The sequence below is a fragment of the Mycobacterium colombiense genome (assembly GCF_003284975.1).
Lineage (GTDB): Bacteria > Actinomycetota > Actinomycetes > Mycobacteriales > Mycobacteriaceae > Mycobacterium > Mycobacterium europaeum_A.
This window is the reverse complement of the sequence record NZ_QMEU01000066.1, coordinates 1-23,596: the sequence shown is the minus strand read 5'-3', so window position 1 is coordinate 23,596 and position 23,596 is coordinate 1. Positions and strand designations below refer to the sequence as shown.

Here is a 23,596-nt window from a genome sequence, read left to right as displayed (position 1 = left end):
GCCCCGCGCGACCTGAACGCGGTCATCGAGCCCGGCTCGGTGACGGTGCTCACCGGGCGTAACGGCGCCGGCAAGAGCACCGCGCTGCAGGCGATCGCCGGCATCGGCGTGCCCTCGTCGGGCCGGGTCATCGTGGACGGCGTCGACGTCGCCGACCTGGAGCCGGCTGGCTGGTGGACACAACTGTCCTGGCTGCCGCAACGCCCGGTGCTGGTCCCGGGCACCGTCGACGACAACCTGGCGCTGCTCGGACGACTCGACGACGTCGAAAAGGCCTGCGCCGATTCCGGATTCGACGCCGTGCTGGCCGAGCTGCCCGATGGGGGCAGCACCGTGCTCGGGCGCGGCGGTGTCGGGTTGTCGCTGGGGCAACGCCAGCGGCTAGGTCTGGCCCGAGCGCTCGGCTCGACGGCCGCCGTGCTGTTGCTCGACGAGCCGACCGCACACCTGGACGCACCCACCGAGCGACGCGTCTTGCGGGCCATCGTCGAACGGGCCCGGGCCGGTGCGACCGTGATCGTCGTCGGCCACCGCGCGCCGGTGCTGGCCGTCGGTGACCGGATCGTCGAGGTGGCCGCCGAGCGGACGGTGCGTCATGCCCCGGCGTGATCCGCTGGTGGACGCTGTGACACTGCTGCGCCCGCGGTGGCCCCGCGTCTTGGCGGCCATCGCGTTCGGGGTGCTCTCGCTGGGCAGCGCGCTGGCGCTGGCTGGTGTCTCGGCGTGGCTGATCACCCGCGCCTGGCAGATGCCGCCCGTGCTGGACCTGTCGGTCGCGGCGGTCGCAGTCCGCATGTTCGCGATCTCCCGGGGCGTGCTGCACTACTGCGAACGATTGGCCACCCACGACACGGCTCTGCGCGCGGCCGGCGCGGCGCGGGTACAGATCTATCGACGGCTGGCGCGCGGGCCCGCGGCGGCCGCCGTCCGGCTGCACAGCGGTGAACTGGTGGCCCGGGTCGGGACCGACGTCGACGAACTGGCCAACGTCCTGGTGCGCGCCCTGGTGCCGATCGGCGTCGCGGCGGTGCTGGCCCTGGCGGCGACGGCGGTCGTTGCCGCCATTTCGCCCGCGGCGGCCGTCGTGCTGGCCGTCTGCCTGCTGATCGCCGGGTTCGTCGCTCCCCGTCTTGCGGGTCGGGCCGCCGCGACCCAGGAAGACGTTGCGCGCCAGCATCATTCCGACCGCGACACGTCGGCGTTGCTGGCCCTCGAGCATGCCCCGGAGCTCCGGGTCGCCGGCCTGCTTCCCCGGGTCATCGCCGAATCGCAACGCCGGCAACGCGCGTGGAGCGATGCCCTGGACGCCGCCGCCAAACCGGCCGCCATCGCCGAGGCGATGCCCACCGCGGCGATCGGGGCCAGCGTGCTGGGCGCGGTGGTCTGCGGGATCGGGTTGGCGCACGCGGTCGCGCCGACCACCCTGGCGGTGTTGATGCTGCTGCCGCTGTCGGCATTCGAGGCGATGACGCCGTTGCCGGCCGCCGCGATCCAGTTGACGCGGTCACGGATCGCCGCGCGCCGCCTGCTTGATCTGACCCCGTCGGGGCCCGAAACCCCCACGGGGAGCGCACCCACACCGGTCGGCGCCGGACGGCTGACGGCCGACGTGCGTTCCGGCCACTACGGCGCGGCGCGGTCCACCCGGGCAGCAATCGACCTGCCGCCGGGTGCGAGGCTGGCCGTCACCGGCGCCAGCGGTTCCGGGAAGACGACCCTGCTGATGACCCTGGCCGGTTTGTTGCCGCCGCTGGACGGGCGGGTCACGCTGGACGGCATCGCCCTGAACGAATTCGATGAGGTCGACTTGCGCAGCGCCGTAGGGTTTTTCGCCGAGGACGCGCACATCTTCGCCACCACCGTCCGCGACAACCTGTTGGTCGTGCGCGGGGACTGCCCCGATGACGAACTGACGACAGCACTGGACGTCGTGGGCCTCGGCCCCTGGCTCGGCGCCCTGCCCGATGGTCTGTCCACGGTGCTCACCGGTGGCGCGCAGGCCCTTTCGGCCGGCCAGCGCAGGAGGCTGTTGCTGGCCCGGGCGATGATCTCCCCCGCGCGGATCGTGCTGCTCGACGAGCCGACCGAACACCTCGACGTCACCGACGCCGAACGGATACTGCGCGAGCTGCTGGCCCCCGCTTCGCGGCTGATGTCGCCGCAGCGGACGGTGGTGGTGGCGACGCACCACCTGCCCGAGGGTTTTGACTGCCCCGAATTGCGCGTCGATGACGCGCCGCACTCAGAGGTGTCGCCGGCGCGGCATGAACTCCAGCGACAGGAGCACGAACAATAGCGGAACGATCTGCGTCACGGAGATCACCGCATACCGCCGGGCGTCCAGGGCGTTCCACTTGCGCACGTACCGGTACAGCGACTCAAGGGCGATCAGCGGGTCGAGTACGTGGGTCAACCGGTAGAGCAGGCCCTGGGTCCGGCCCCGGTTCTTGGCGTCGAAGATCTCCGGGAAGGCCGCGAACGCGAGCGAGACCCGCTGTGCCCCAGTCTCTTTGCCGGCCATGATCATGTCGACGCTGAGCCGCTCGTCGAGCCCGTTCGGAGCGCCGCGCCTGCGCCATGGCACGTCGAGGGTGATGTCGCTGCCGCCTCCGGCGGTGGCGTACCGGTGGAACGCCTGCACCTTGCCCGTCTTGTCCCTGGCGATGATCAGGCGGATGCCGGGGAACCGGCCTTCGAGCACGCCGTCGAGGTTCATGTGGAATCCGCGGTCGGCGTGGGCGCCCTTGGACGACTCCCGCACCACCTCGGTCAGCTCGGCCAGCAGCTCACCATCGAGTTCCTGCTCGGACACGATTTCGGTTGTGACGCCGCAATTATAGGTGCGCTGCACCGCCTGACGCAGGTTGCGGAACTTGCGGCCCACCATGTCGAAGTCGGCCACGTCGACGACCACATCGCGCCCAATCGGAATGGGCCGCAACGTTTGTCCCAGCACCGCCGAATCGCTCCACAGGCCGAGCCGCCGCTCGCTGCAGCCCACCACGGCGATGCGCCAACCGTGGGCGTGGCAGAAAGCGGCGAAATCGGCCACCAGTTCACCGAAGCGCGCCTCGTCACCGATCGGGTCACCGCCGACCACGGCGATCCCCATCCGCGTCCGGTAGGCCAGCGCCGCGGTCCCGTCGGCGGTGAAGTGGTAGCTCTTGCCGGTCTGCATGGTGAACGGCGCGAGCGGGTCGCCGGCGGTCGCGTCGATCAACTTCCACACCCGCGGCAGGTCATCCGGCCGCGGATGGGAGGTCGTCGGCCACATCAACGCCATGCCCGAGCTGGCGATCACCACGTCACCGAGCAGGTCGAAGGACAACACATGCAGGCCCAGGCCCGCCAGCACGAAAAAGGCCGCGGCGGCGGCGTGCATCGTGGTCACGGGCCGGCCCAAGAAGATGCCGCGGGCCATCCAGGCCACCGCCACCAGCACCGTCAGCGACCAGGCCAACCGGTCGGAGTACTGCCAACTGGGTTGGCTGTGGTGGCGCGCGAGGATCTCGATGAGCCAGCACGCCGCGAAGAACAGCGCCAAAGCGCCGAGCAAGCGGGCCGCGAGTGAATCGACCGAGACGACAACGCGTTCGCGCGCGCGGGGTCTCGCTACCGTGACGTCCACCACCGGCCCGTTCACACTCACCTCCCGATGCGCTGACAACAGCTGGGCGGCTTGATTGCCGCCTCTGCACCGAATACCCGGCTACGTTAAAGCTACGCCGCATCAGGGCCTTTACAAGGCCGAATTAGCGCGAAGATTTCGCGGCTATTGGGTCACGTTTTGTCGGCGCGAAGAAGGGAAGTATTTCAGCACGCCTTCTTGCACCACCGTGGCCAGCGGCAGGCCGGACCGGTCGAAGAAGTGCCCGGTGCCCAGCCCGCGCGAATCGGCCGCGACCGGTGACGATGTGGAGTACAACACCCAGTCGTTGAAGTCGACCTGCCGGTGAAACCAAATGGAATGATTGGCCGACGCGGCGAATATGCGGTCGAATCCCCAGGAAAGACCGTGCGTGGTGATAACCGAGTCCAAAACGGTGGTGTCCGACGAATACACCATTGTTGCGGTGTGCAATACGGGGTCGTCGGGAATCTCCCCCAACGCCTTCACCCAGACCCGATTGTGCGGCAACCGCTCGCCCTTCGTGCGCATCACCCAGGCCGGGTCGTTGGTGTACCGCCACTCGATGGGCTGCAGGGCGTTGACGAAGTGCGGAACGGTCTTCTCGTAACCGCGCAACAGTTCGCCGATGGTGGGCTGCGTGTGCGGTTCGGCCACCTCCGGCGGCGCGACGCCGTGTTCGAGGCCGCGGCCCCCGGCCATGTAGGAGATCAGCGCCGAGCTCAGCAGCGTGCCGTCCTGCACCGCATCGACGCGCCGGTTGGCGAAGCGGCGCTCGTCGCGCAGCCTGGTCACGCGGAATTCGATGTCCTTGGCGGTGTCGCCCCCGTTGATGAAGTGCACCGAGAGCGCGCTCGGCGGCAGGTCGCCACGAACCAGGCTGCGGCTGCTCGCCACGAAGGACTGCGACATGAGCTGACCACCGAATGTTCGCATGGGGTTCTTGCTCGGATGCGAGCCGATGAACAGGTCGTCGTCGACGCGCTCGAGGTCGAGTGTCGCCAGCAGTTCGGTGAAGTCCGAATGGGTGGGTATTGCGGCTTGTTCCGCCGCGTTCGGCTCCTGGGGCTCACAGCCGGCCGGCACACACTCTCCTTCGGGTCGATTGCCCGCCTCCTCCTCAGGCCGCTGCGCGGCCTGCATCGTCGCCAGGCGCTAGACGTCGTCCTCCCCGATCCGGTGTACATGGATGAGGTTGGTTGACCCTACTGTGCCAGGTGGCGCGCCGGCGACGATGACCACCAGGTCGCCACGTTTGTAGCGACCGAGTTCCAGCAGCGACTTGTCCACCTGGCGGATCATGCCGTCGGTCGAGGTCATCATCGGGACGATGAACGTCTCGGTGCCCCAGGTCATGGCCAGTTGGCTGCGCACCTCGGGCCACGCGGTGAAGGCCAGCAGCGGCAGCGGGGTGTGCAGGCGCGCGAGGCGCTTGACCGTGTCGCCGGACTGGGTGAACGCGACGAGCGCCTTGGCGTCCAGCCGCTCGCCGATGTCGCGGGCCGCATACGAGATCACGCCCCGTTTGGTGCGGGGCACGTGCGTCAGGGGCGGGGCCGCCGTCGAATTGTCCTCGACGGCGCAGATGATGCGCGCCATGGTCCGCACGGCCGCCATCGGGTACTTGCCCACCGAGGTTTCCCCGGACAGCATCACCGCGTCGGCGCCGTCGAGGACGGCGTTGGCGACGTCGGAGGCCTCGGCGCGGGTGGGCCGTGAGCTTTCGATCATCGAATCCAGCATCTGGGTGGCGACGATGACGGGTTTCGCGTTCTCTCGGGCCATCTGGATGGCCCGCTTCTGCACCAGTGGAACCTCTTCCAGGGGCAGCTCGACACCGAGGTCGCCGCGGGCCACCATGATGGCGTCGAAGGCCAGCACGATGGCTTCCAGGTTGTCGACGGCCTCCGGCTTCTCCAGCTTCGCGATCACCGGCACCCGCCGGCCCACCCGGTCCATCACCTCGTGCACCAACTCGACGTCGGATGGCGAACGCACGAAGGAGAGCGCGACCAGGTCGACGCCGAGTTCCAGCGCGAAGGTGAGGTCATCGATGTCCTTCTCCGACAAGGCCGGTGCGGACACGTTCATGCCGGGTAGCGAGATGCCCTTGTTGTTGCTGATCGGCCCGCCCTCGACGACGGTGCAGATGACGTCGTCGCCCTCGATGCCGTCGATCACCAGGCCGACCTTGCCGTCGTCGACCAAAATCCGGTCGCCGACGGCGGCGTCGGTGGCGAGCTTCTTGTAGGTGGTCGACACCCGGTCGTGGTCGCCCTCGCAGTCCGCGACGGTGATCCGGACCGTTTCGCCGTCGGCCCAGTAGGTGGGACCGGTGGCGAAACGCCCCAACCGGATCTTGGGGCCTTGCAAGTCGGCGAGCACGCCGACGGCGCGGCCGGTGGCGTCGGAAGCCGAACGGACGCGCTCGTAGGCGGCCTTGTGATCCGAGTAGTCGCCGTGGCTGAAGTTCAGCCGGGCGACGTCCATTCCGGCTTCAACCAGGGCCTGGATCGACTCATCCGAATTGGTCGCAGGGCCAAGGGTGCAGACGATCTTTCCGCGTCTACTCACGCCGACCCAGCATAGTCGTGTGCAACCCCCACGGCCCGCAGATGGCCGACGCCAGGCGGTGTGCTCTTACCCACCAAGAACGGTGGGAAACAGCGGGAAGGCGGGCAGGTTACGCAGCGCGGTCCACGCGATCGTCGCGGCCACGACCGTCAGCAACGCCGTGCGCGACGGCCAAGCCCTGCCGCGGGCGCGGCGGACCAGCGCCCACACCGCCAGCAGCGGGATTCCTACCAGCAGGAAGACATTGTCGTGGATGGCGGCCAGCAGGTCACCGTGCAATAGGTCATACGTCATCCGCAGCCCGCCGCAAAACGGGCAGTTCCAGCCGGTGAGCATCCTGAACGGGCACGGCGGGTAGATCGAACTCGGGCTGTGCGGGTCGGCCAGGGCGACGTAGGTGAGCGCGCCGCCCAGCGCCAGGCCGGTTCCGGCCGCGATGGTGAGGCGATGCCGCCCCACCCCACGCGGATGGGATGGGCCCGCGGCGTGCGCGGGTGAACGGGGTTGGGTCATCGAGCGGCTGACCCTGCGGTGGTCACGCTTTTCAGCATGCCAGATCCGTTGCGCCCGGCCCGATGAAATGGGGCGGCACGCGCCGGTCAGCGGCCGAGGCGGTTGCGCAGTCGCGAGCCCCAGCGCCGGCGGGTTTCCGGTTGAGCCGGGGCCGTTTCGGTGGCGGGTTCGCGCTCTGGCTCTTCAGATTCCGGTTCGTCGGTTTCGGGTTCTTCGGTTTCGGACTCTTCGGCTTCCGGCTCTTCGGGCTCGGGCTCCTCGGCCTCGGCCTCGCCTTCGGGCTCTGCGTCTTTCGCCTCGGGCTCCTCGCCCTCGCCTTCGGGCTCTTCGTCTTTCGCCTCGGGTTCTTCGGCCTCGGCCTCTTCAGCTTCGGGCTCTTCGTCTTTCGCCTCGGGTTCTTCGGCCTCGAGCTCGTCCGGTTCCTCGACGTCGGCCTCGAGCTCCGTTGCCTCGAGGTCGGCCGCGTCGGCTTCCTCCGCACCGGAATCGGCGGCCACCGTCTCGGTCGCTGCCTCGTCAGCCGCCGCCTCAACCTCCGGCTCCTCGGATTCCTCCTCGGGCTCGGGCTCTTCGGCCTCAGCCTCGGCGGGTTGCTGCTCGGTGACGGTCTCCGCCGAGTCCGCCGCCGGTTCTTCGATTCCCGGCTCGCCGGTGGGGATTTCGTCGGAGTCCGCCGCCTCCCCCGGGCCTGCCGGCGCATCGGCGGCGGCGCCGGCGCCGGCAGCAGCCGTCGCCGCCACCGTCGCGGGCTCGGCGTCCGACTCGGCCTGCGCCTCTTCCTCGAGGTATTCGTTGCCGCGCAGTGTCTCGGGATCTTCGCGGCCCTTGGGCGCCGCCATCAGATACACGACGGCCCCGATGAACACGAAAGTCGATGTGAACGAGTTGATCCGGATGCCCGCGATGTGGGTGGCGGTGTCGTCGCGCAGCAGCTCGACGCAGAACCGTCCGACGCAATAGCCCGCCACATACAGCGCGAACAACCGGCCGTGGCCCAGCGTGAAGCGCCGGTCGGCGTAGATCAGGACCGCGAAAATCAGCAGGTTCCAGATCAATTCGTAGAGAAACGTCGGCTGCACCACGAAAGCGATCTGGCCCGTCGAGATGCCGTCCAGCGAATGCGGGTCGATGTACCCGGTGGGGTCGCGGCGGTAGAACACCTCCAGGCCCCAGGGCAGCGTCGTCTCGCGGCCGTAGAGTTCCTGGTTGAAGTAATTACCGAGCCGGCCGATCGCTTGCGCCAAAATGATCCCCGGTGCCAGCGCGTCGGCGAAGGCCGGAAGCGGAATCCCGCGCCGGCGGCAGCCGATCCAGGCGCCGACGCCGCCGAGTGCCACCGCGCCCCAGATGCCCAGGCCGCCGTCCCAGATCCGCACGGCCGCCCCGAGTCCCGCGCCGCCGGGGCCCCAATAGGTTCGCCAGTCGGTGGCCAGGTGGTAGAGCCGACCCCCGATCAAGCCGAACGGCACCGTCCACAGCGCGATGTCGTAGATCACGCCGCGCTCGCCACCGCGCGCCGCCCAGCGCCGATCACCGATCAGCAGCGCCGCCACGATGCCGGCGATGATGAACAGCGCGTAGGCCCGGATGGGCAACGGCCCCAGGTGCCACACACCCTGCGGCGGGCTCGGGAAGTAGGCCAGCAGCTTGGTCACGATGCGGACGCCCCCCGACGGACACCGGCCGCGAGTTCCTCAGTCAGCGTGCGCAATTCAGTCAATCCCCCGTCCCCCAACGCCGTCACCAGCGCCGACCCCACGATGACACCGTCGGCGTAGCTGCCGATCTGGGCGGCCTGCTCTCCCGACCGGACCCCCAGGCCGACACCGACGGGTATGTCGGATATCTCTTTGACCCTGCCCACCAGCTCGGGGGCGGCGTTGGACACGACGTCACGCGCCCCCGTCACGCCCATCGTCGAAGCGGCATAGACGAATCCGCGCGACGCCTCGACCGTCATCGCCAACCGCTGCGGCGTCGAGGACGGCGCCACCAGGAAGATCCGGTCCAGCCCGTGCCCGTCGGATGCCGCCAGCCACTGCGCGGCTTCGTCGGGGATGAGGTCGGGGGTGATCAGGCCGTACCCTCCGGCCGCTGCCAGATCCCGGGCGAACGCGTCAACGCCGTAGCGCAACACGGGGTTCCAGTAGGTCATCACCACCGCGCGCCCACCGGCCGCGCTGATCGCCTCGACCGCGGCAAGGGTGTCGCGCACGCGTACTCCGCCGTGCAGCGCCGCCTCCGTCGCCTTCGCGATGGTGGGGCCGTCCATGCCGGGATCGGAATAGGGAACCCCGACTTCGATGATGTCGCAACCCGATTCGACCAGTGCGGTCATTGCGTTCACGGACGTCGGCACGTCGGGATAACCGGTGGGCAGATAACCGATCAGCGCCGCGCGATTGTCGTTGCGGCAGCCGTCGAAGATCGACTGAAGTCTGCTCGCCTCGCTCTGCTTGACGGTCATCGATCGCTGGACCCCAACAGCCCGAACCACTTCGCGGCCGTCTCGACGTCCTTGTCACCGCGCCCGGACAGGTTCACCACGATGATCGCGCCCTGCCCCAATTCGGGTCCCAACTTCAGCGCACCGGCGACGGCGTGCGCCGATTCGATCGCCGGGATGATCCCTTCCGTGCGGCACAGCACGCGGAACGCATCCATCGCCTCCGAGTCGGTGATCGGACGGTACTCGGCGCGCCCGATCTCGCGCAGGTACGCGTGTTCGGGACCCACACCCGGGTAATCGAGACCCGCTGAGATGGAATGGGATTCGATGGTCTGCCCGTCGGAGTCCTGCAGCAGATACGAGAACGACCCCTGAAACGCGCCGGGCGAGCCGCCGCTGAAGGTCGCGGCGTGCCTTCCGGTTTCGACACCGTCGCCGGCCGCCTCGAATCCGACCAGTCGAACCCCCGGATCGTCGATGAACGGGTGGAAGATGCCGATGGCGTTGGATCCCCCGCCGATACAGGCCATCACGGCGTCGGGCAAGCGTCCGGCCTGGGCCTGGATCTGGGCGCGCGCCTCGAGGCCGATGATCCGCTGAAAGTCGCGCACCATGGCGGGGAAGGGATGCGGGCCGGCCGCGGTGCCAAAGCAGTAGAAGGTGTTGTCGGCATTGGTGACCCAATCCCGAAACGCCTCATTGATGGCGTCCTTGAGCGTTTTCGAGCCGCTGGCGACCGCGACGACCGTCGCTCCCAGCAAGCGCATCCGTGCGACGTTGAGCGCTTGGCGCTCGGTGTCCACCGCACCCATGTAGATCACGCAGTCCAGCCCCAGCAAGGCACACGCGGTGGCGGTGGCGACGCCGTGCTGCCCGGCCCCGGTCTCGGCGATCACCCGCTTCTTGCCCATCCGCTGCGCCAGCAACGCCTGACCGAGCACGTTGTTGATCTTGTGAGAACCGGTGTGGTTCAGGTCTTCTCGCTTGAGGAAGATGCGCGCGCCGGCCTGTTCGGACAGCCGCGGCGCCTCGTACAGGGGTGAGGGCCGGCCGGCGTAATGCGCCTGCAGGTAATCGAGGGTGTCCAGGAAATCCTGGTTGACCCGTTCCTTCTCGTAGGCGGCGGTCACCTCTTCGATCACGGCCATCAACGCCTCGGCGACATAGCGGCCGCCGTAGACGCCGAAATGGCCACCCGCATCGGGTTCGTGGCGGGTGGGTTCGGCGATGGCTGCGCTCGGCTGCGGAAGGTCCGGGCGGGACAGGTCCACCATCACCAATGCTCTACGCGGGGATGGCTCATGGGGTTCAACGTATCAGCGCAGGGGCTCTTCAGTGACGAAGCGACTTAGCGAGCCGGTTTCGGACAGGACGGATGGGTGCCGGCGGTGACCAGGTCGGCAACCGCGGCGCGCGGGTCACCGCTTTTGACCAGACCCTCGCCGACCAACACGGCGTCGGCACCCGCACCGGCATACGCCAGCAGGTCTGCGGTACCGCGCACACCGGATTCGGCGATCCTGATCACGTTGCTGGGCAGCCCGGGCGCGATGCGCGCGAAGCAATCCCGGTCCACCTCGAGCGTCGCCAGATCGCGGGCGTTGACACCGATTACGTTGGCACCGGCCTTGAGCGCCCGGTCGGCTTCTTCTTCGGTGTGCACCTCGACGAGCGCCGTCATGCCCAGGGATTCGGTGCGGTCCAGCATCGACACCAGCGCCGACTGCTCCAGCGCGGCGACGATGAGCAGCAGCATGTCGGCGCCGTGCGCACGCGCTTCGTGAATCTGATAGGGCTGCACGACAAAGTCTTTGCGCAGAATCGGTATCGAGACCGCCGCGCGCACCGCGTCGAGGTCGTCGAGCGAGCCGTGGAAACGCCGCTCCTCGGTCAAGACGCTGATGATGCGGGCTCCACCGTCTTCATAGGCGCGGGCTAACTTGGCCGGATCGGCAATGGTCGCCAGCGAGCCCGCCGACGGGCTGGCGCGCTTGACTTCGGCGATGACCCCGATTCCCGGCTCGCGCAGCGCGGCCATCACATCCCGTGGCGGCGGCGCCGCCGCCGCGGCGGCTTTGATCTCGGACAGGCTGATGAGCGCTTCCCGCGCGGCAACGTCGGCCCGGACTCCCTCGAGGATGGAGTCAAGCACGGTTGCCGGACTCATGCCTGTCGTTTCCCTTCGCCCTGTTCGTCCGCTGTCATCCCACGGCCACTTTGGTGTCCCCAGCCGATCGCGACGACGTGAATGAAGGGTAGCGGCCCGCGGCTTGCGGTCCGTCACCGACCCTCGGTGTCGGACTCGCCTGCCCGATCGGTCGGGTCGCGCCCCTCGTCAAGCGCGTCCCAGATCATCCGCTCCGACATTCCCGGCGTCTCCGGCTGCTCCAGCATCGCCCCGTCGGCCTCTTCGCGTCGCACGATCGACCGGCGCGTCGCCGGTGTCGCGTACTTTCGTGCGCTCGAACGGGCCGATCCCGAGTCCGACGCGGATCGCATGAGTAGGACGGCCGCGATCAGCGTGCAGGCCGCGGCCGCCACCGTGACGCCCGCGCCCCAGTACCGTCGCTCGCTCCCGACCAGCGACATCACCGACACGTGGGCCAGCTCGGCGCCGCGAACCGCCACGTCGGGCAGCGCCCACAGGCTGATCCCGAGGTAGCCGACCGCCAGGCTGACCACCGCCAGCAGCCCCGCCAGCGCGCGCAGCAGCCACCCCCGCACGGCGATGGCGGCGACGGCCCCAGCCAGCAGCAGCAGCGCCAACGGCAGCAGCGCTGTCGACCAGGCGCCGCCCGCCAGGGTCACCCGCTTGGGCGGCCCCAACCCGTCGAACGAGCGGATCACGACCCACGGCAACCGCGAGGCCACCCACAACGCGCCCGCGGCGACCACGAGGACGATCTGGGCGATCCGGATCGGCCAGCGCCCGCCCGGCCGGCCGGTGCCCGCGCCGGCCTCAGTCATTGCAGGTGGGTTCGGTCAGCGTCTCGGCGGCGGCGATCGCGCTGAGCACCGCGCGGGCCTTATTGGTCGCCTCGGTGTATTCGTAGGGGCCGTTGGAGTCCGCGACCACCCCGCCACCGGATTGCACATACGCGGTGCCGTCGCGCATCAGGGCGGTGCGGATGGCTATCGCGAAGTCGGCATTGCCGGCGAAGTCCAGGTAGCCCACCACCCCGCCGTACAGACCACGGCGGGTCTTCTCCACCTCTTCGATCAGCTCCATGGCCCGTACCTTCGGGGCGCCCGACAGGGTGCCGGCCGGGAAGCAGGCCGTCACCGCATCCAGCGCGGTCCGGCCCTCGTCGAGCGTGCCGGTCACCGTCGAGACCAGGTGCATGACGTGGCTGTAGCGCTCGATGTGGCTGTAGTCCTCCACGCGCACGGTGCCCGGCGCGCAAACGCGCCCCAGATCGTTGCGGCCCAGATCGACCAGCATCAAATGCTCGGCGCGTTCCTTCTCGTCGGCCAACAGCTCCTTTTCCAGCAGGTGATCCTCCTCGTCGGTGTCGCCACGCCACCGGGTTCCCGCGATCGGGTGGGTGGTCGCGACGCCTTCGCAGACGGTGACGAGCGCCTCCGGGCTGGAGCCGACGATCGAAAAGTCCGTTCCCCCAGTGTCATTGGGCACATGCAGCAGATACATGTAGGGGCTCGGGTTGGTGACCCGCAACATCCGGTACACGTCGATCGGATCCACCTGGGTGTCCATCTCGAACCGTTGCGAGGGCACCACCTGGAACGCTTCGCCCGCGGCGATCTGTTCGACGAGGTAGTCGACGATCTTGCCGTACTCCTCGACGCTGCGCTGCGCGCGGTAGCGCGGCTCTGGCCGCTCGAACGTGCCGACCGTCGATGGCAACGGCTGGCCCAGCGCCGCGGTCATCACATTCAGGCGGGCGATCGCTTCGTCGTAAGCCTCGTCGAAGCGGTCCTGGGTCCCGTTCCAGTTCACGGCGTTGGCGATCAGCGTGATGGTGCCCTCGTGGTGATCGACTGCCGCCAAGTCCGTGGCCAGCAGCAGCAACATGTCGGGAAGTTTGAGGTCGTCGACGGCCAGTTCGGGCAGCCGTTCCAGGCGCCGCACCATGTCGTAGGCGAAGAACCCGACCATGCCGCCCGACAGCGGCGGCAGTCCCTCGAGGGGGCCGGTGGCCAGCACTTCCAGCGTGGTGCGCAGGGCCTGCAGCGGGTCGCCCCCGGTCGGCGCGTCCTGTGGCACCACACCCAGCCAGACGGCTTCACCGTCGCGCACGGTCAGCGCCGACGGCGATCCCGCGCCGATGAACGACCAGCGCGACCAGGAACGGCCGTGCTCGGCCGACTCCAGCAGAAACGTGCCCGGGCGGTCGGCGGCGAGTTTGCGGTAGGCCGACAACGGGGTCTCGCTGTCGGCCAGCACCTTGCGGGTCACCGGGACCACGCGGTGCTCGGCCGCCAGCTGGCGAAAATCCTCTCGTGAGGTCGTCGCGGCGGGGTGGGCGTGCACCGATCCATCCTTCCAGACGCAGGGAAACCCGAGCGGGACAGCGTCCGGCGTAGCGTGTCCGCCATGAAACCTGGTGACACCGTCGCGGACTTCGAACTGCCCGATCAGACCGGGACGCCGCGCAAGCTCAGCGAACTGCTCTCCGGAGGGCCCGTCGTGCTGTTCTTCTACCCGGCCGCGATGACGCCCGGCTGCACCAAGGAAGCGTGCCACTTCCGCGACCTGGCCGCCGAGTTCGCCGCGGTCGGGGCCAACCGGGTGGGGATCAGCGCCGACGCCGTGCACAAGCAGGCCAAGTTCGCCGACCTGCAGAAGTTCGACTACCCGCTGCTGTCGGACGCCGACGGCGCCGTCGCCACCCAGTTCGGCGTCAAGCGCGGCCTGCTCGGCAAGCTGATGCCGGTCAAGCGCACGACCTTCGTCATCGACACCGACCGCACGGTGCTCGAGGTGATCTCCAGCGAATTCAACATGGACAGCCACGCCGATAAGGCGCTGGCGAGTTTGCGCGCGCGGGCGTGACCGTCAGGGGCTGATCGCCAGGAACACGTAGGCGGCCAGCAGCACCAGATGCACCTCGCCCTGCAGGCGGGTGGCCCGGCCGGGGACCACCGTCAGCACGCTGATCACGACCGTCAGCGCGAGCAGCACCAGCTGGATGGCGCCGAGGCCGAGCAGCAGCGGCCCCTTGAGCCATATCGACGCCAGCGCGATCGCCGGGATGGTGAGCCCGATGCTGGCCATGGCCGAGCCGTACGCCAGGTTAAGGCTGATCTGGATGCGGCCCTGCCGCGCCGCGCGCACCGCCGCGAGCGTCTCGGGCAGCAGCACCAGGGCCGCGATGATCACACCGACGAACGACTGCGGAAAGCCGACCGCGGTCACCGCTTTCTCGACGGCCGGCGACTCCTCCTCGGCCAGGCCCACCACCGCCACCAGGGCCCCGAGCATCAGTCCGAGGCTGGTCAGCGCCGCGCGGGTGGTCGGCGGTTCGGCGTGGCTTTCGTCGGCGAACAGGCTCTTTTGGCCCTTCTGCGCGATCGGCAGAAAAAAGTCACGATGCCGCACCGTCTGGGTGAAGACGAACATCAGATAGAGCAGCAGCGAGGCGACCGCGGCGAAGGCGAGCTGGCCGGGCGAGAACTCCCTGCCCACGGTCGTGGTGGTGAACGCGGGCAGCACCAGGCTCAGCGTCGCCAGGGTGGTCACGGTGGCCAGCGCGGCGCCGCTGCCCTCGGCGTTGAACAGCGTCACGCCGTAGCGCCGCGAACCGAGCAGCAGCGACAGCCCGGCGATTCCGTTGGTGGTGATCATCAGCGCCGCGAACGCAGTGTCGCGGGCCAGCGTCGCCGTCTCGTTGCCGCCCGATGCCATCAGCTCGACGATCAAAGCCACCTCGATGACCGTCACCGCCGCCGCGAGCACCAACGACCCGAAGGGCTCGCCGACACGATGCGCGACCACCTCCGCGTGATGCACCGCGGCGACCACCGCGCCGATGAGGAACAACGCCGTCAACCCGACCAGCACCGGCCCGAGCGTCTTGCCCCAGATCAGTGCCAGCACGACGACGGAAAGCACCGGTACAACGATGTTCCAGGACAGCCATTTCGACATTGACTGCCATTCTTGTCGATGCCATGACCCCACGCGCGCGGAAGGTGCCCCTAGACACGTCCGGGCCTGCTTGCCGGCTGGTCCGTCGGGTCAGCTCGGCGGTGGCAGCACCTCGTCGGCGTCGAAGCAGCTGTGGTCGCCGGTGTGACACGCCGCACCGACCTGGTCGACCGTCAGCAGCACGGTGTCGCCGTCGCAGTCCAGCCGCACCGAGTGGACGTACTGGGTGTGACCGGACGTCGCCCCCTTGATCCACTGCTCGCCGCGGGACCGCGAATAATAGGTCGCCTCACGGGTTTCCAGGGTGCGGGCCAGTGCCGCGTCGTCCATCCAGGCGACCATCAGCACGTCGCCGCTGCCGCGCTCCTGCACGACGGCGGCGAACAGGCCGTCGGCGTTGCGCTTCAGCCGGGCCGCGATCTTCGGGTCGAGCGTCATCGGACGGTGATCCCCGCCTTGGCCATGGCCGCCTTCACCTGCCCGATGGTCAGCTCCCGGAAGTGGAACACGCTGGCGGCCAACACCGCGTCGGCGCCGGCCGCGACCGCCGGCGCGAAGTGCTCGGCCGCCCCGGCGCCGCCGCTGGCGATCACCGGGACCGTGACCGCCGAACGCACCGCCTGCAGCATCTCCAGGTCGAACCCCGCTTTGGTGCCGTCGGCGTCCATCGAGTTCAGCAGGATCTCCCCCACCCCCAAATCGGCGCCGCGCGAAGCCCATTCGACTGCGTCGAGACCGGTGCCACGGCGCCCACCGTGGGTGGTGACCTCCCAGCCCGACGGCGTCGGCACGGCGCCCGGCGGCACCGTGCGGGCATCGACGGACAGCACGATGCACTGAGAACCGAACTGCCGCGCCATCTCGGCCAGCAGCTCGGGCCGGGCGATCGCGGCGGTGTTGATGGATACCTTGTCGGCGCCCGCACGCAGCAAGACGTCGACGTCGGCCACCGTGCGCACGCCGCCACCGACGGTCAGCGGGATGAAGACCTGCTCGGCCGTGCGGCGCACCACGTCGAGCATGGTCGCCCGTCCGGACGACGACGCCGTCACGTCGAGGAAGGTGAGCTCGTCGGCGCCTTCGGCGTCATAGGCGGACGCCAGCTCCACGGGATCGCCCGCGTCCCGGAGGTTTTCGAAGTTGACGCCCTTGACCACGCGGCCGCCGTCGACGTCCAGGCACGGGATCACCCGCACCGCCAGGCCATTGGGATTCGGGGGCATCTCAGTAATCCTCCGGCCGGCCGGTGGCGCGCAGAATTTCCAGGATCTCGGCGTGGGCGTCGGGACCCGCCGCCACCGCGGAATCCGACGAGGGGGTCCACGGCTGCCCGGACAGGTCGGTGACGACGCCGCCGGCGGCTCGCACCAGCGCGACCCCGGCGGCGTGATCCCACACGTGGCCGCCGAAACTTACTGCCGCACCTAATATTCCGTCGGCGACGAACGCGAGGTCGAGTCCGGTGGAGCCGTGCATGCGCAACCGCGACGAGACCCGACTCAGGTTCTCCAGCAACGCGATCCGGTAGCGTCCCGGGAACCGGCCGCGCGCGTCCGCGCTGAACGACCCGGCGCCGACCAACGCGTCGGCCAGGTCGATGGAGGTCAGCGGCGGCTGCGGCACCCCGTTCTTGCGCAACGGGCCGCCCGCCACCGCGGTGTAGCGCTGGTCGAAGAACGGCAGCCAGGTCAGCCCGGCCACGGGGTCGCCGTGGTGCAGCAGACCCAGCAAGATTCCGGCCATCGGCGATCCGGCCGCGTAGTTGAAGGTGCCGTCGACGGGATCCAACACCCATACCCATGGCGAGTCGACGGCCGAACCGCCGAATTCCTCGCCGTGCACCCCGATCCCGGTGGCCTCGACGAGCGCGGCGACCACCTGACGCTCGATCGCGAGGTCGACGTCGGTGGCAAAGTCGTTGCCCTTCTTGCGGACCGCGGAATCGGCACGGTGCCCGGACAAAAACGGCTCGGACGCGTCGTCGAGGATCGCCGACGCCTGCGCCACCAACGTGTGCACGTCCATGCGGCGCTACTCCGCCACCGCGGCCAGCGCCTGCGGCAAGGTGAACCGCCCGGCGTAGAGGGCCTTGCCCACGATGGCGCCCTCGACACCGTGGCCGGTGAGGGTGGCGATCGCGCGCAGGTCGTCGAGGCTGGACACGCCGCCGGAGGCGATCACCGGGGCGTCGGTGCGCTCGGCGACCGACGCCAGCAAGTCCAGATTGGGCCCGCCCAGGGTGCCGTCCTTGGTCACGTCGGTGACGACGAACCGCGAACAGCCTTGGCCGTCAAGGCGTTCCAGCACCTCCCACAGGTCACCGCCGTCGGTCTCCCAGCCCCGCCCGCGCAGCCGGTGTTCGCCGTCGACGATCTGCACGTCCAGGCCCACGGCCACCTTGTCGCCGTGCTCGGCGATCGCGCGGGCACACCACTGCGGGTTTTCCAGGGCCGCCGTGCCGAGGTTGACCCGGGCGCAGCCGGTGGCCAGGGCGGCGGCCAGCGAGTCGTCGTCGCGGATGCCGCCGGACAGCTCCACCCGCACGTCGAGCTTGCCGACCACCTCGGCCAGCAGTTCGCGGTTGGAACCTCGCCCGAACGCCGCGTCCAGGTCCACCAGATGGATCCATTCGGCGCCGTCGCGCTGCCAGGTGAGCGCGGCGTCCAGCGCCGAGCCGTATTCGGTTTCACTGCCCGCCTTGCCCTGCACCAGACGCACGGCGCGGCCGTCGACCACGTCGACCGCGGGCAACAAGATCAACACATTTCCTCCTGTGTGCCGGGCACGCGACGGGTGACGTGCGTCCGCAGCTGTTGCTTGACACAAAGCGCCGGCGCGAGGTCCGTCACAATCCCTGGACCCAATTGCTCAACACGGCCGCGCCGGCATCCCCGCTCTTCTCCGGGTGGAATTGGGTGGCCGACAGCGGCCCGTCCTCGACCGCCGCCAGGAACGGGCCCTCGTGGGTGGCCCACGTCAGCACCGCATCCGGCGAACCCTCCCACTGCTGGGCGGCATAGGAATGCACGAAGTAGAACCGGGTGTCCGCGTCGAGTCCCTTGAACAGCACTGTGCCGGGCCCGGATTCGACGACGTTCCAGCCCATGTGCGGGATGACGGGAGCCTGCAGTCGCGTGACGTATCCCGGCCACTGCCCGCAACCCGCGGTCTCCACGCTGAATTCGACGCCGTGGGCGAACAGGATCTGCATGCCGACGCAGACGCCCAGCACCGGGCGCCCGGCGGCGACCCGGTCGGCGATGATGCGGTCGCCGCCGATGCCGCGCAGTCCCGTCATGCAGGCCTCGTACGCGCCGACGCCGGGCACCACCAGCCCGTCGGCGGCGGCCGCGGCGTCGGCGTCGGCGGTCACCTCGACCGACGCACCGACCCGCTCGAGCGCGCGCTGAGCCGACCGCAGGTTGCCCGAGCCGTAGTCGAGGACAACGACTTTCTTGTCTGCCGTCACAGCACCCCTTTGGTCGACGGCACGTCCGAGACGCGGGGGTCGGACTCGACCGCCTGGCGCAGCGCGCGGGCAACCGCCTTGTACTGCGCCTCGGTGATGTGGTGCGGGTCGCGCCCGTACAGCACGCGCACGTGCAGCGCGATGCGCGCGTTCATGGCCAGCGATTCGAACACGTGCCGGTTGATGACGGTGTGATAGGGCACCGAGCTGCCCGCAATGGTGGTGTGCTGCAAGTGATCCGGTTCCCCGCTGTGCACGCAGTAGGGCCGGCCGGACACGTCGACCGCCGCGTGGGCCAGCGTCTCGTCCATCGGGATGAACGCGTCGCCGAACCGGCGGATGCCCCGTTTGTCACCCAGGGCCTGGCCAAGCGCCTGGCCGAGTGCGATCGCGGTGTCCTCGATGGTGTGGTGTCCCTCGATCTCGATGTCGCCCTTGGTGCGCACGGTCAGGTCGAAGCTGGCGTGGCTGCCCAGGGCCGTGAGCATGTGGTCGTAGAACGGCACACCGGTATCGATGTCGACCCGGCCGGTGCCGTCGAGGTCGAGTTCGACGACGATGTCGGATTCCTTGGTGCGGCGCTCGATGCGCGCACGCCGGGTGGCGGTGGCTGTCACGGTGCTCCTAACACATGGTCGCGACCCGCCGCACGCGGCTTGGCCGCGCTTGCGATCGCTCCTACGTTGGCTGGCGCCAGTTCGGTGGCGGCGATCTGGGCGCTGGCTTGCAGAAAGGCGTCGTTCTCCTCGGCCAGCCCGGTGGTGGCGCGCAAATAGCCGGGAATTCCGACGTCGCGGATCAGCACTCCGGCGTCCAAATAGCGTTGCCAGGTGGCCGACGCGTCGGCGAATTCGCCGAACAGCACGAAGTTGGCGTCGCTGGGAATCACCCGAAAACCCATGCCGGTCAAGGCCGTCGAGACGCGTTCGCGTTCGGCGATCAGGGTCGCCACGCTGCCCAGCGTGTCGTCGGCGTGCCGCAGGGCAGCCCGCGCGGCGGCCTGGGTGAGCACCGACAGGTGATACGGCAGCCGCACCAGCAGCATCGCGTCGATCACCGCCGGGGTGGCGATCAGGTAGCCCAGCCGGCCGCCGGCGAACGCGAACGCCTTGCTCATGGTGCGCGAGACGATGAGCTTCGTCGGATACTCCGCCACCAGCTCGACCGCGCTGGGCTGCGAGGAGAATTCGCCGTAGGCCTCGTCGACGATCAGGATGCCGGGCACCACGTCGAGCAGCCGCCGCAGGTCCGGCAGCGAAACGCTCTGCCCGGACGGGTTATTCGGGCTGGCGATGAACACCACGTCGGGCCGGCGATCGGCGATCGCGGCCACGGCGGTATCCACGTCGAGGCTGAAGTCGTCGGCGCGGGCGGCATGCAGCCATTCGGTGCGGGTGCCGTCGGAGATGATCGGGTGCATCGAGTAGGACGGGACGAACCCGATGGCACTGCGCCCGGGGCCGCCGAACGCCTGCAGCAGCTGCTGCAAAATTTCGTTGGAACCGTTTGCCGCCCACAGGTTTTCGACGCCGAGCGCAACACCGGTCTGGGCGCTCAGGTAGGCGGCCAGGTCGGTGCGCAGGGCCGCCGCGTCGCGATCGGGGTAGCGGTGCAGATCGGCGGCGGCCTGGCCCACCGAGCGCACCACGTCGTCGACGAGCGCCTTGCTGGGCGGGTGCGGGTTCTCGTTGGTGTTCAGCCGCACCGGGACGTCCAATTGCGGTGCGCCGTAGGGCGATTTGCCGCGCAGGTCGTTGCGCAACGGCAGGTCGTCCAGTGTCGGCTGGCGCGCGGGCCTCTCGAGGCTCATCGCTCGAACCTCCGCCGCACCGCTTCGCCGTGTGACGGCAGGTCTTCGGCCTCGGCCAGCGCGATCACGTGCCCGGACACGTCCTTCAGGGCCGCCTCGGTGTAGTCGACGACGTGGATGCCACGCAGGAAGGTCTGCACCGACAGTCCGCTGGAATGCCGGGCGCTGCCGGCGGTCGGCAGCACGTGGTTGGATCCCGCGCAGTAGTCACCGAGGCTCACCGGCGCGTACGGGCCGACGAAAATGGCGCCGGCCGAACGGATTCGGCCCGCCACGGCCGCCGCGTCGACGGTCTGGATCTCCAGGTGTTCGGCGGCGTAGGCGTTGACGACGGTGACGCCGGCGTCCAGGTCGTCGACCAGGATGATGGCCGACTGGCGGCCACCGAGTGCCGCCGTCACCCGTTCGCGGTGCACGGTCGTGCGCAGCTGGGCGGCCAGCTCGGCCTCGGTGGCGGCGGCGAGCTCCGCGCTGGGGGTGACCAGCACGCTGCCCGCCATCTCGTCGTGCTCGGCCTGACTGATCAGGTCGGCCGCCACGTGCGCCGGGTCGGCGGTGTGGTCGGCCAGGATCGCGATCTCCGTCGGGCCGGCCTCGGCGTCGATGCCGACGCGCGACCGGCACAGCCGCTTGGCGGCGGTGACGTAGATGTTGCCGGGCCCGGTGATCATGTCGACGGGCGCCAGCTCGTCGCCCGCCCCCGGCGACGACGCGGACCGTCGACGGTCCGACGAGAAGCCGGGCCATTCGGCTCCCGTGTCGGTGCCGCCGTAGGCCAGCAGCGCCACCGCCTGCGCGCCGCCCACGGCCCACACCTCGTCGACCTCCAGCAGCCGGGCCGCGGCCAGGATCGTCGGGTGCGGCAGGCCGTCGAACCGGGCCTGTGGCGGGCTGGCCACCACCAGCGAGGCGACCCCGGCGGCCTGGGCCGGTACGACGTTCATCACCACGCTGGACGGGTAGACGGCGTTGCCCCCGGGCACGTAGAGACCCACCCGGTTGACGGGAACCCACCGCTCGGTGACCGTCGCGCCCGGGCCCAGGGTGGTCGTCACGTCGGTGCGGCGCTGGTCGGCGTGCACCGCGCGGGTGCGTTCGATCATCACCCGCAGGGCGCCGGCCACCCGCGGGTCCAGTTCGCTCAGGGCCTTCTCGAGCGCAACGCCGGGCACGCGGACGGCCGCGGGCCGGATCCCGTCGAAGGTGGCGCCGAATTCCAGGGCGGCCTCGGCGCCGCGCTCGGCGACGGCCTCCACGATGGGCCGGACCGTGGGCAGCACCGCCTCGACGTCGGCACCGCCGCGGGGCAGCGCCGACCGCAATCGCGCAGCCGTCAACTCCGCGCCCCGCAGGTCGATACGGGCCATCGGCGACGGTTGGGTCAGGCTCACGCTGTCCATTGTCCCAGAGGAACTCAAGTCGATATTCGACCGGTACAGTGCCGGTATCGAGGCCATACCCCGCGCTGAAACGTAGCGCCGACCCAGGGAGCCGCCATGTCCGCCAAGGATCACCCCAACAACGCCCCGGGCGTCCCGATGGTGTTTCCGCCCTGGTTCGAGCGGTTTCAGATCAAGTACTTCAACCCGGCGGTCAAGCCGATCGCCCGCTTTCTGCCCGGGACGGCGACGATCAAGCATCGCGGCCGCACCTCCGGCAAGCCGTACGAGACCATCGTCACGCCCTACCGCAAGGGCAACGTGCTGGCGATCGCGCTGGGTCACGGCAAAACGAACTGGGTGAAGAACGTGCTGGCCGCCGGCGAGGCCGACGTGGAGTTCAGCCGCAACCGGACCGTGCACCTGACCAACCCGCGGATCCTGCCGGCCGGCTCAGACGGCGCCGGCCTGCCTGCGATGGCGCGCCTGCAGTTACGCCGGATCGGCGTTTTCGTGGCCGACATCGCCTGAGGGGCGCCCTGCTCTGCCGACGGTTCGGCGTCGTGCACCCGACGCGCCCGACCTACATGTCGAGGCCGATGTCGAGCACCCGAACCGAATGGGTCAGGGCGCCGACGGCCAGATAGTCCACCCCGGTCGCGGCGTAGGCGGCCGCGTTGTCGAGGCTGAGCCCGCCCGAAGATTCCAGCAGCACGGCGGGTGCGCGCGCGTCGCGGCGCTGCACGGCCATCTGTGTCTGCCACACCGGGAAGTTGTCCAGCAGGATCAGCTCGGGCTTCTCGGGCAGCACCGCGTCGAGCTGCTCGAGTGAATCCACTTCCACCTCGCAGGGCAGGTCCGGTGCCGCGTCGCGCACGGCCCGCAGCGCGTCGACCACCGATCCCGCGGCCACCACGTGGTTGTCCTTGATCAGGGCGGCGTCGCCGAGCCCGAGCCGGTGGTTGACGCCGCCGCCGACCCGGACCGCGTATTTCTGCAGCACGCGCAGGCCGGGCAGCGTTTTGCGGGTATCGCGCACCTGAGCCTTGGTGCCGTGCACGGCGGCCACCCAGTGTGCCGTCGTGGTGGCGATCCCGGACAGGTGGCAGATCAGGTTGAGCATGGTCCGCTCGGCGGTCAGCAGGCCACGGGTCTCGGCTCGCAACGTCAGCACCGACTCACCCGGCTGCAGGTGGGCGCCGTCCTCGACGCGGTCGAGGACCTCGTAGCCGCGGGCGCCGAGCACCTCGTCGAGCACCAGCAACGCGATGTCGATCCCGGCGATCACGCCCGGCTCGCGGGGCACCATCGACGCGGTCGCCACCGCCTCGGCGGGCACCGTCGCCAGGGTGGTGATGTCGGGCCCGTAGCGCAGGTCCTCCACCAGGCCGCGCTTGATGGTTTCGCGCGCGGCGGTCAGTTCGCAGTCGGACATCGCGGTCATACGACCGCCGCCAATGCCTCCACCAGCACCGCGCTCTGATCGTCGGCCAGGCGCAGCACGTTGCTGCGTCCCAGCTCGGAGGCGGTCCGCGGGTACTCGGCGCGATGGTGGCAACCGCGGCTCTCGGTGCGGGCCAGGGCGGCGGTCGTGACCGCGCGGGCGGCGACGGCCAGCGCGACGTCCTCGAAGTCGCGGCGTCCTGCCACGGGGCGGACCTTCGC

23 protein-coding genes and 2 pseudogenes are annotated in these 23,596 nt (G+C 69.6%); 4 read left to right on the top strand and 21 right to left on the bottom strand.

What is annotated here, in order from left to right:
- On the top strand, positions 1-609 hold a 609-nt coding region (locus tag DQP58_RS18585), incomplete at its 5' end, for an ATP-binding cassette domain-containing protein (RefSeq protein ID WP_114149359.1).
- A pseudogene (cydC, locus tag DQP58_RS18580) lies at positions 596-2,297 on the top strand (thiol reductant ABC exporter subunit CydC); the annotation flags it as partial. The gene DQP58_RS18585 and the pseudogene cydC, both read left to right, overlap by 14 nt.
- On the opposite strand, the gene DQP58_RS18575 reads toward cydC, so the two are convergent.
- From DQP58_RS18575 to DQP58_RS18530, 10 genes are all read right to left on the bottom strand, one after another.
- Complete coding sequence (locus DQP58_RS18575) at positions 2,243-3,643, bottom strand: bifunctional lysylphosphatidylglycerol flippase/synthetase MprF (protein ID WP_112709719.1); 1,401 nt, start codon at positions 3,641-3,643, stop codon at positions 2,243-2,245. The pseudogene cydC and the gene DQP58_RS18575 sit on opposite strands and share 55 nt — an antisense overlap.
- Before the next feature lie 129 nt (positions 3,644-3,772).
- On the bottom strand, positions 3,773-4,663 hold the full coding sequence (locus tag DQP58_RS18570; RefSeq protein WP_112709721.1) for an acyl-CoA thioesterase II: 891 nt from the start codon (positions 4,661-4,663) through the stop codon (positions 3,773-3,775).
- Between the two features lie 120 nt (positions 4,664-4,783).
- On the bottom strand, positions 4,784-6,202 hold the full coding sequence (gene pyk / locus DQP58_RS18565) for a pyruvate kinase (protein WP_112709718.1): 1,419 nt from the start codon (positions 6,200-6,202) through the stop codon (positions 4,784-4,786).
- Between the two features lie 66 nt (positions 6,203-6,268).
- Positions 6,269-6,622 carry a DUF2752 domain-containing protein gene (locus DQP58_RS18560; RefSeq protein WP_346427285.1) on the bottom strand — a complete coding sequence of 118 codons (354 nt, stop codon included), beginning with the start codon at positions 6,620-6,622 and terminating at the stop codon, positions 6,269-6,271.
- A 179-nt stretch (positions 6,623-6,801) separates the two neighbouring features.
- The gene (locus DQP58_RS18555) at positions 6,802-8,370 is read right to left on the bottom strand and encodes a prolipoprotein diacylglyceryl transferase (protein WP_112709716.1); all 1,569 of its coding nucleotides are present in this window, start codon (positions 8,368-8,370) and stop codon (positions 6,802-6,804) included.
- On the bottom strand, positions 8,367-9,182 hold the full coding sequence (trpA, locus tag DQP58_RS18550) for a tryptophan synthase subunit alpha (protein ID WP_112709715.1): 816 nt from the start codon (positions 9,180-9,182) through the stop codon (positions 8,367-8,369). The genes DQP58_RS18555 and trpA overlap by 4 nt, the downstream gene beginning before the upstream one ends.
- Positions 9,179-10,441: a tryptophan synthase subunit beta gene (gene trpB, locus DQP58_RS18545; protein WP_205869465.1), complete on the bottom strand. Its 1,263-nt coding sequence runs from the start codon at positions 10,439-10,441 to the stop codon at positions 9,179-9,181. The genes trpA and trpB overlap by 4 nt, the downstream gene beginning before the upstream one ends.
- Before the next feature lie 71 nt (positions 10,442-10,512).
- Positions 10,513-11,331, bottom strand: a complete 819-nt coding sequence (trpC, locus tag DQP58_RS18540; protein ID WP_112709713.1) for an indole-3-glycerol phosphate synthase TrpC — start codon at positions 11,329-11,331, stop codon at positions 10,513-10,515.
- A gap of 113 nt (positions 11,332-11,444) precedes the next feature.
- A complete protein-coding gene (locus DQP58_RS18535) occupies positions 11,445-12,131 on the bottom strand; it encodes a TIGR02234 family membrane protein (RefSeq protein WP_112709712.1) in 687 nt (228 codons plus the stop codon).
- A complete protein-coding gene (locus DQP58_RS18530; protein ID WP_112709711.1) occupies positions 12,124-13,656 on the bottom strand; it encodes an anthranilate synthase component I in 1,533 nt (510 codons plus the stop codon). Before DQP58_RS18530 ends, DQP58_RS18535 begins: the two co-directional genes overlap by 8 nt.
- Before the next feature lie 63 nt (positions 13,657-13,719).
- Between DQP58_RS18530 and DQP58_RS18525 the strand changes: the two genes are divergently transcribed.
- Positions 13,720-14,178, top strand: a complete 459-nt coding sequence (locus tag DQP58_RS18525; protein WP_112709710.1) for a peroxiredoxin — start codon at positions 13,720-13,722, stop codon at positions 14,176-14,178.
- A 3-nt stretch (positions 14,179-14,181) separates the two neighbouring features.
- Here the strand turns inward: DQP58_RS18525 and DQP58_RS18520 are convergent, their stop codons facing one another.
- The 9 genes from DQP58_RS18520 to hisD all read right to left on the bottom strand — a co-directional run bounded on the left by DQP58_RS18520 (position 14,182) and on the right by hisD (position 21,952).
- Complete coding sequence (locus DQP58_RS18520) at positions 14,182-15,273, bottom strand: calcium:proton antiporter (RefSeq protein WP_112709709.1); 1,092 nt, start codon at positions 15,271-15,273, stop codon at positions 14,182-14,184.
- A 90-nt stretch (positions 15,274-15,363) separates the two neighbouring features.
- Positions 15,364-15,711 carry a phosphoribosyl-AMP cyclohydrolase gene (gene hisI / locus DQP58_RS18515; protein ID WP_112709708.1) on the bottom strand — a complete coding sequence of 116 codons (348 nt, stop codon included), beginning with the start codon at positions 15,709-15,711 and terminating at the stop codon, positions 15,364-15,366.
- Complete coding sequence (gene hisF / locus DQP58_RS18510; protein WP_112709707.1) at positions 15,708-16,496, bottom strand: imidazole glycerol phosphate synthase subunit HisF; 789 nt, start codon at positions 16,494-16,496, stop codon at positions 15,708-15,710. Before hisF ends, hisI begins: the two co-directional genes overlap by 4 nt.
- Before the next feature lies 1 nt (position 16,497).
- Positions 16,498-17,298 carry an inositol monophosphatase family protein gene (locus tag DQP58_RS18505; RefSeq protein ID WP_112709706.1) on the bottom strand — a complete coding sequence of 267 codons (801 nt, stop codon included), beginning with the start codon at positions 17,296-17,298 and terminating at the stop codon, positions 16,498-16,500.
- Positions 17,299-17,304: 6 nt separating this feature from the next.
- On the bottom strand, positions 17,305-18,036 hold the full coding sequence (gene priA / locus DQP58_RS18500) for a bifunctional 1-(5-phosphoribosyl)-5-((5-phosphoribosylamino)methylideneamino)imidazole-4-carboxamide isomerase/phosphoribosylanthranilate isomerase PriA (RefSeq protein ID WP_112709705.1): 732 nt from the start codon (positions 18,034-18,036) through the stop codon (positions 17,305-17,307).
- Between the two features lie 82 nt (positions 18,037-18,118).
- Positions 18,119-18,742, bottom strand: coding sequence for an imidazole glycerol phosphate synthase subunit HisH (gene hisH, locus DQP58_RS18495; protein WP_112709704.1), 624 nt, complete (start codon positions 18,740-18,742; stop codon positions 18,119-18,121).
- Positions 18,739-19,359 carry an imidazoleglycerol-phosphate dehydratase HisB gene (hisB, locus tag DQP58_RS18490; protein ID WP_112709703.1) on the bottom strand — a complete coding sequence of 207 codons (621 nt, stop codon included), beginning with the start codon at positions 19,357-19,359 and terminating at the stop codon, positions 18,739-18,741. The genes hisH and hisB overlap by 4 nt, the downstream gene beginning before the upstream one ends.
- Complete coding sequence (locus DQP58_RS18485; protein WP_112709702.1) at positions 19,356-20,552, bottom strand: histidinol-phosphate transaminase; 1,197 nt, start codon at positions 20,550-20,552, stop codon at positions 19,356-19,358. Before DQP58_RS18485 ends, hisB begins: the two co-directional genes overlap by 4 nt.
- A complete protein-coding gene (hisD, locus tag DQP58_RS18480) occupies positions 20,549-21,952 on the bottom strand; it encodes a histidinol dehydrogenase (protein WP_112709701.1) in 1,404 nt (467 codons plus the stop codon). The genes DQP58_RS18485 and hisD overlap by 4 nt, the downstream gene beginning before the upstream one ends.
- A gap of 96 nt (positions 21,953-22,048) precedes the next feature.
- Here hisD and DQP58_RS18475 point away from each other — a divergent pair, with 96 nt between their 5' ends.
- Positions 22,049-22,462 carry a nitroreductase family deazaflavin-dependent oxidoreductase gene (locus DQP58_RS18475; RefSeq protein WP_112709700.1) on the top strand — a complete coding sequence of 138 codons (414 nt, stop codon included), beginning with the start codon at positions 22,049-22,051 and terminating at the stop codon, positions 22,460-22,462.
- Positions 22,463-22,514: 52 nt separating this feature from the next.
- On the opposite strand, the gene nadC is transcribed toward DQP58_RS18475, so the two are convergent.
- Positions 22,515-23,375 carry a carboxylating nicotinate-nucleotide diphosphorylase gene (gene nadC / locus DQP58_RS18470; protein ID WP_112709699.1) on the bottom strand — a complete coding sequence of 287 codons (861 nt, stop codon included), beginning with the start codon at positions 23,373-23,375 and terminating at the stop codon, positions 22,515-22,517.
- Positions 23,372-23,596 (bottom strand): annotated as a pseudogene (locus DQP58_RS18465) (L-aspartate oxidase); the annotation flags it as partial. The gene nadC and the pseudogene DQP58_RS18465, both read right to left, overlap by 4 nt.

Coding starts and splice junctions, on each gene's coding strand:
- DQP58_RS18485 (WP_112709702.1), bottom strand. CDS start 20,552: ATGAGCCTCGAGAGGCCCGCGCGCCAGCCGACACTGGACGACCTGCCG.
- hisI (WP_112709708.1), bottom strand. CDS start 15,711: ATGACGCTCGACCCGAAGATCGCGGCCCGGCTGAAGCGCAACGCCGAC.
- DQP58_RS18505 (WP_112709706.1), bottom strand. CDS start 17,298: ATGGACGTGCACACGTTGGTGGCGCAGGCGTCGGCGATCCTCGACGAC.
- DQP58_RS18525 (WP_112709710.1), top strand. CDS start 13,720: ATGAAACCTGGTGACACCGTCGCGGACTTCGAACTGCCCGATCAGACC.
- hisF (WP_112709707.1), bottom strand. CDS start 16,496: ATGCCCCCGAATCCCAATGGCCTGGCGGTGCGGGTGATCCCGTGCCTG.
- DQP58_RS18475 (WP_112709700.1), top strand. CDS start 22,049: ATGTCCGCCAAGGATCACCCCAACAACGCCCCGGGCGTCCCGATGGTG.
- DQP58_RS18520 (WP_112709709.1), bottom strand. CDS start 15,273: ATGTCGAAATGGCTGTCCTGGAACATCGTTGTACCGGTGCTTTCCGTC.
- DQP58_RS18535 (WP_112709712.1), bottom strand. CDS start 12,131: ATGACTGAGGCCGGCGCGGGCACCGGCCGGCCGGGCGGGCGCTGGCCG.
- nadC (WP_112709699.1), bottom strand. CDS start 23,375: ATGACCGCGATGTCCGACTGCGAACTGACCGCCGCGCGCGAAACCATC.
- trpA (WP_112709715.1), bottom strand. CDS start 9,182: ATGACCGTCAAGCAGAGCGAGGCGAGCAGACTTCAGTCGATCTTCGAC.
- trpC (WP_112709713.1), bottom strand. CDS start 11,331: ATGAGTCCGGCAACCGTGCTTGACTCCATCCTCGAGGGAGTCCGGGCC.
- hisD (WP_112709701.1), bottom strand. CDS start 21,952: ATGGACAGCGTGAGCCTGACCCAACCGTCGCCGATGGCCCGTATCGAC.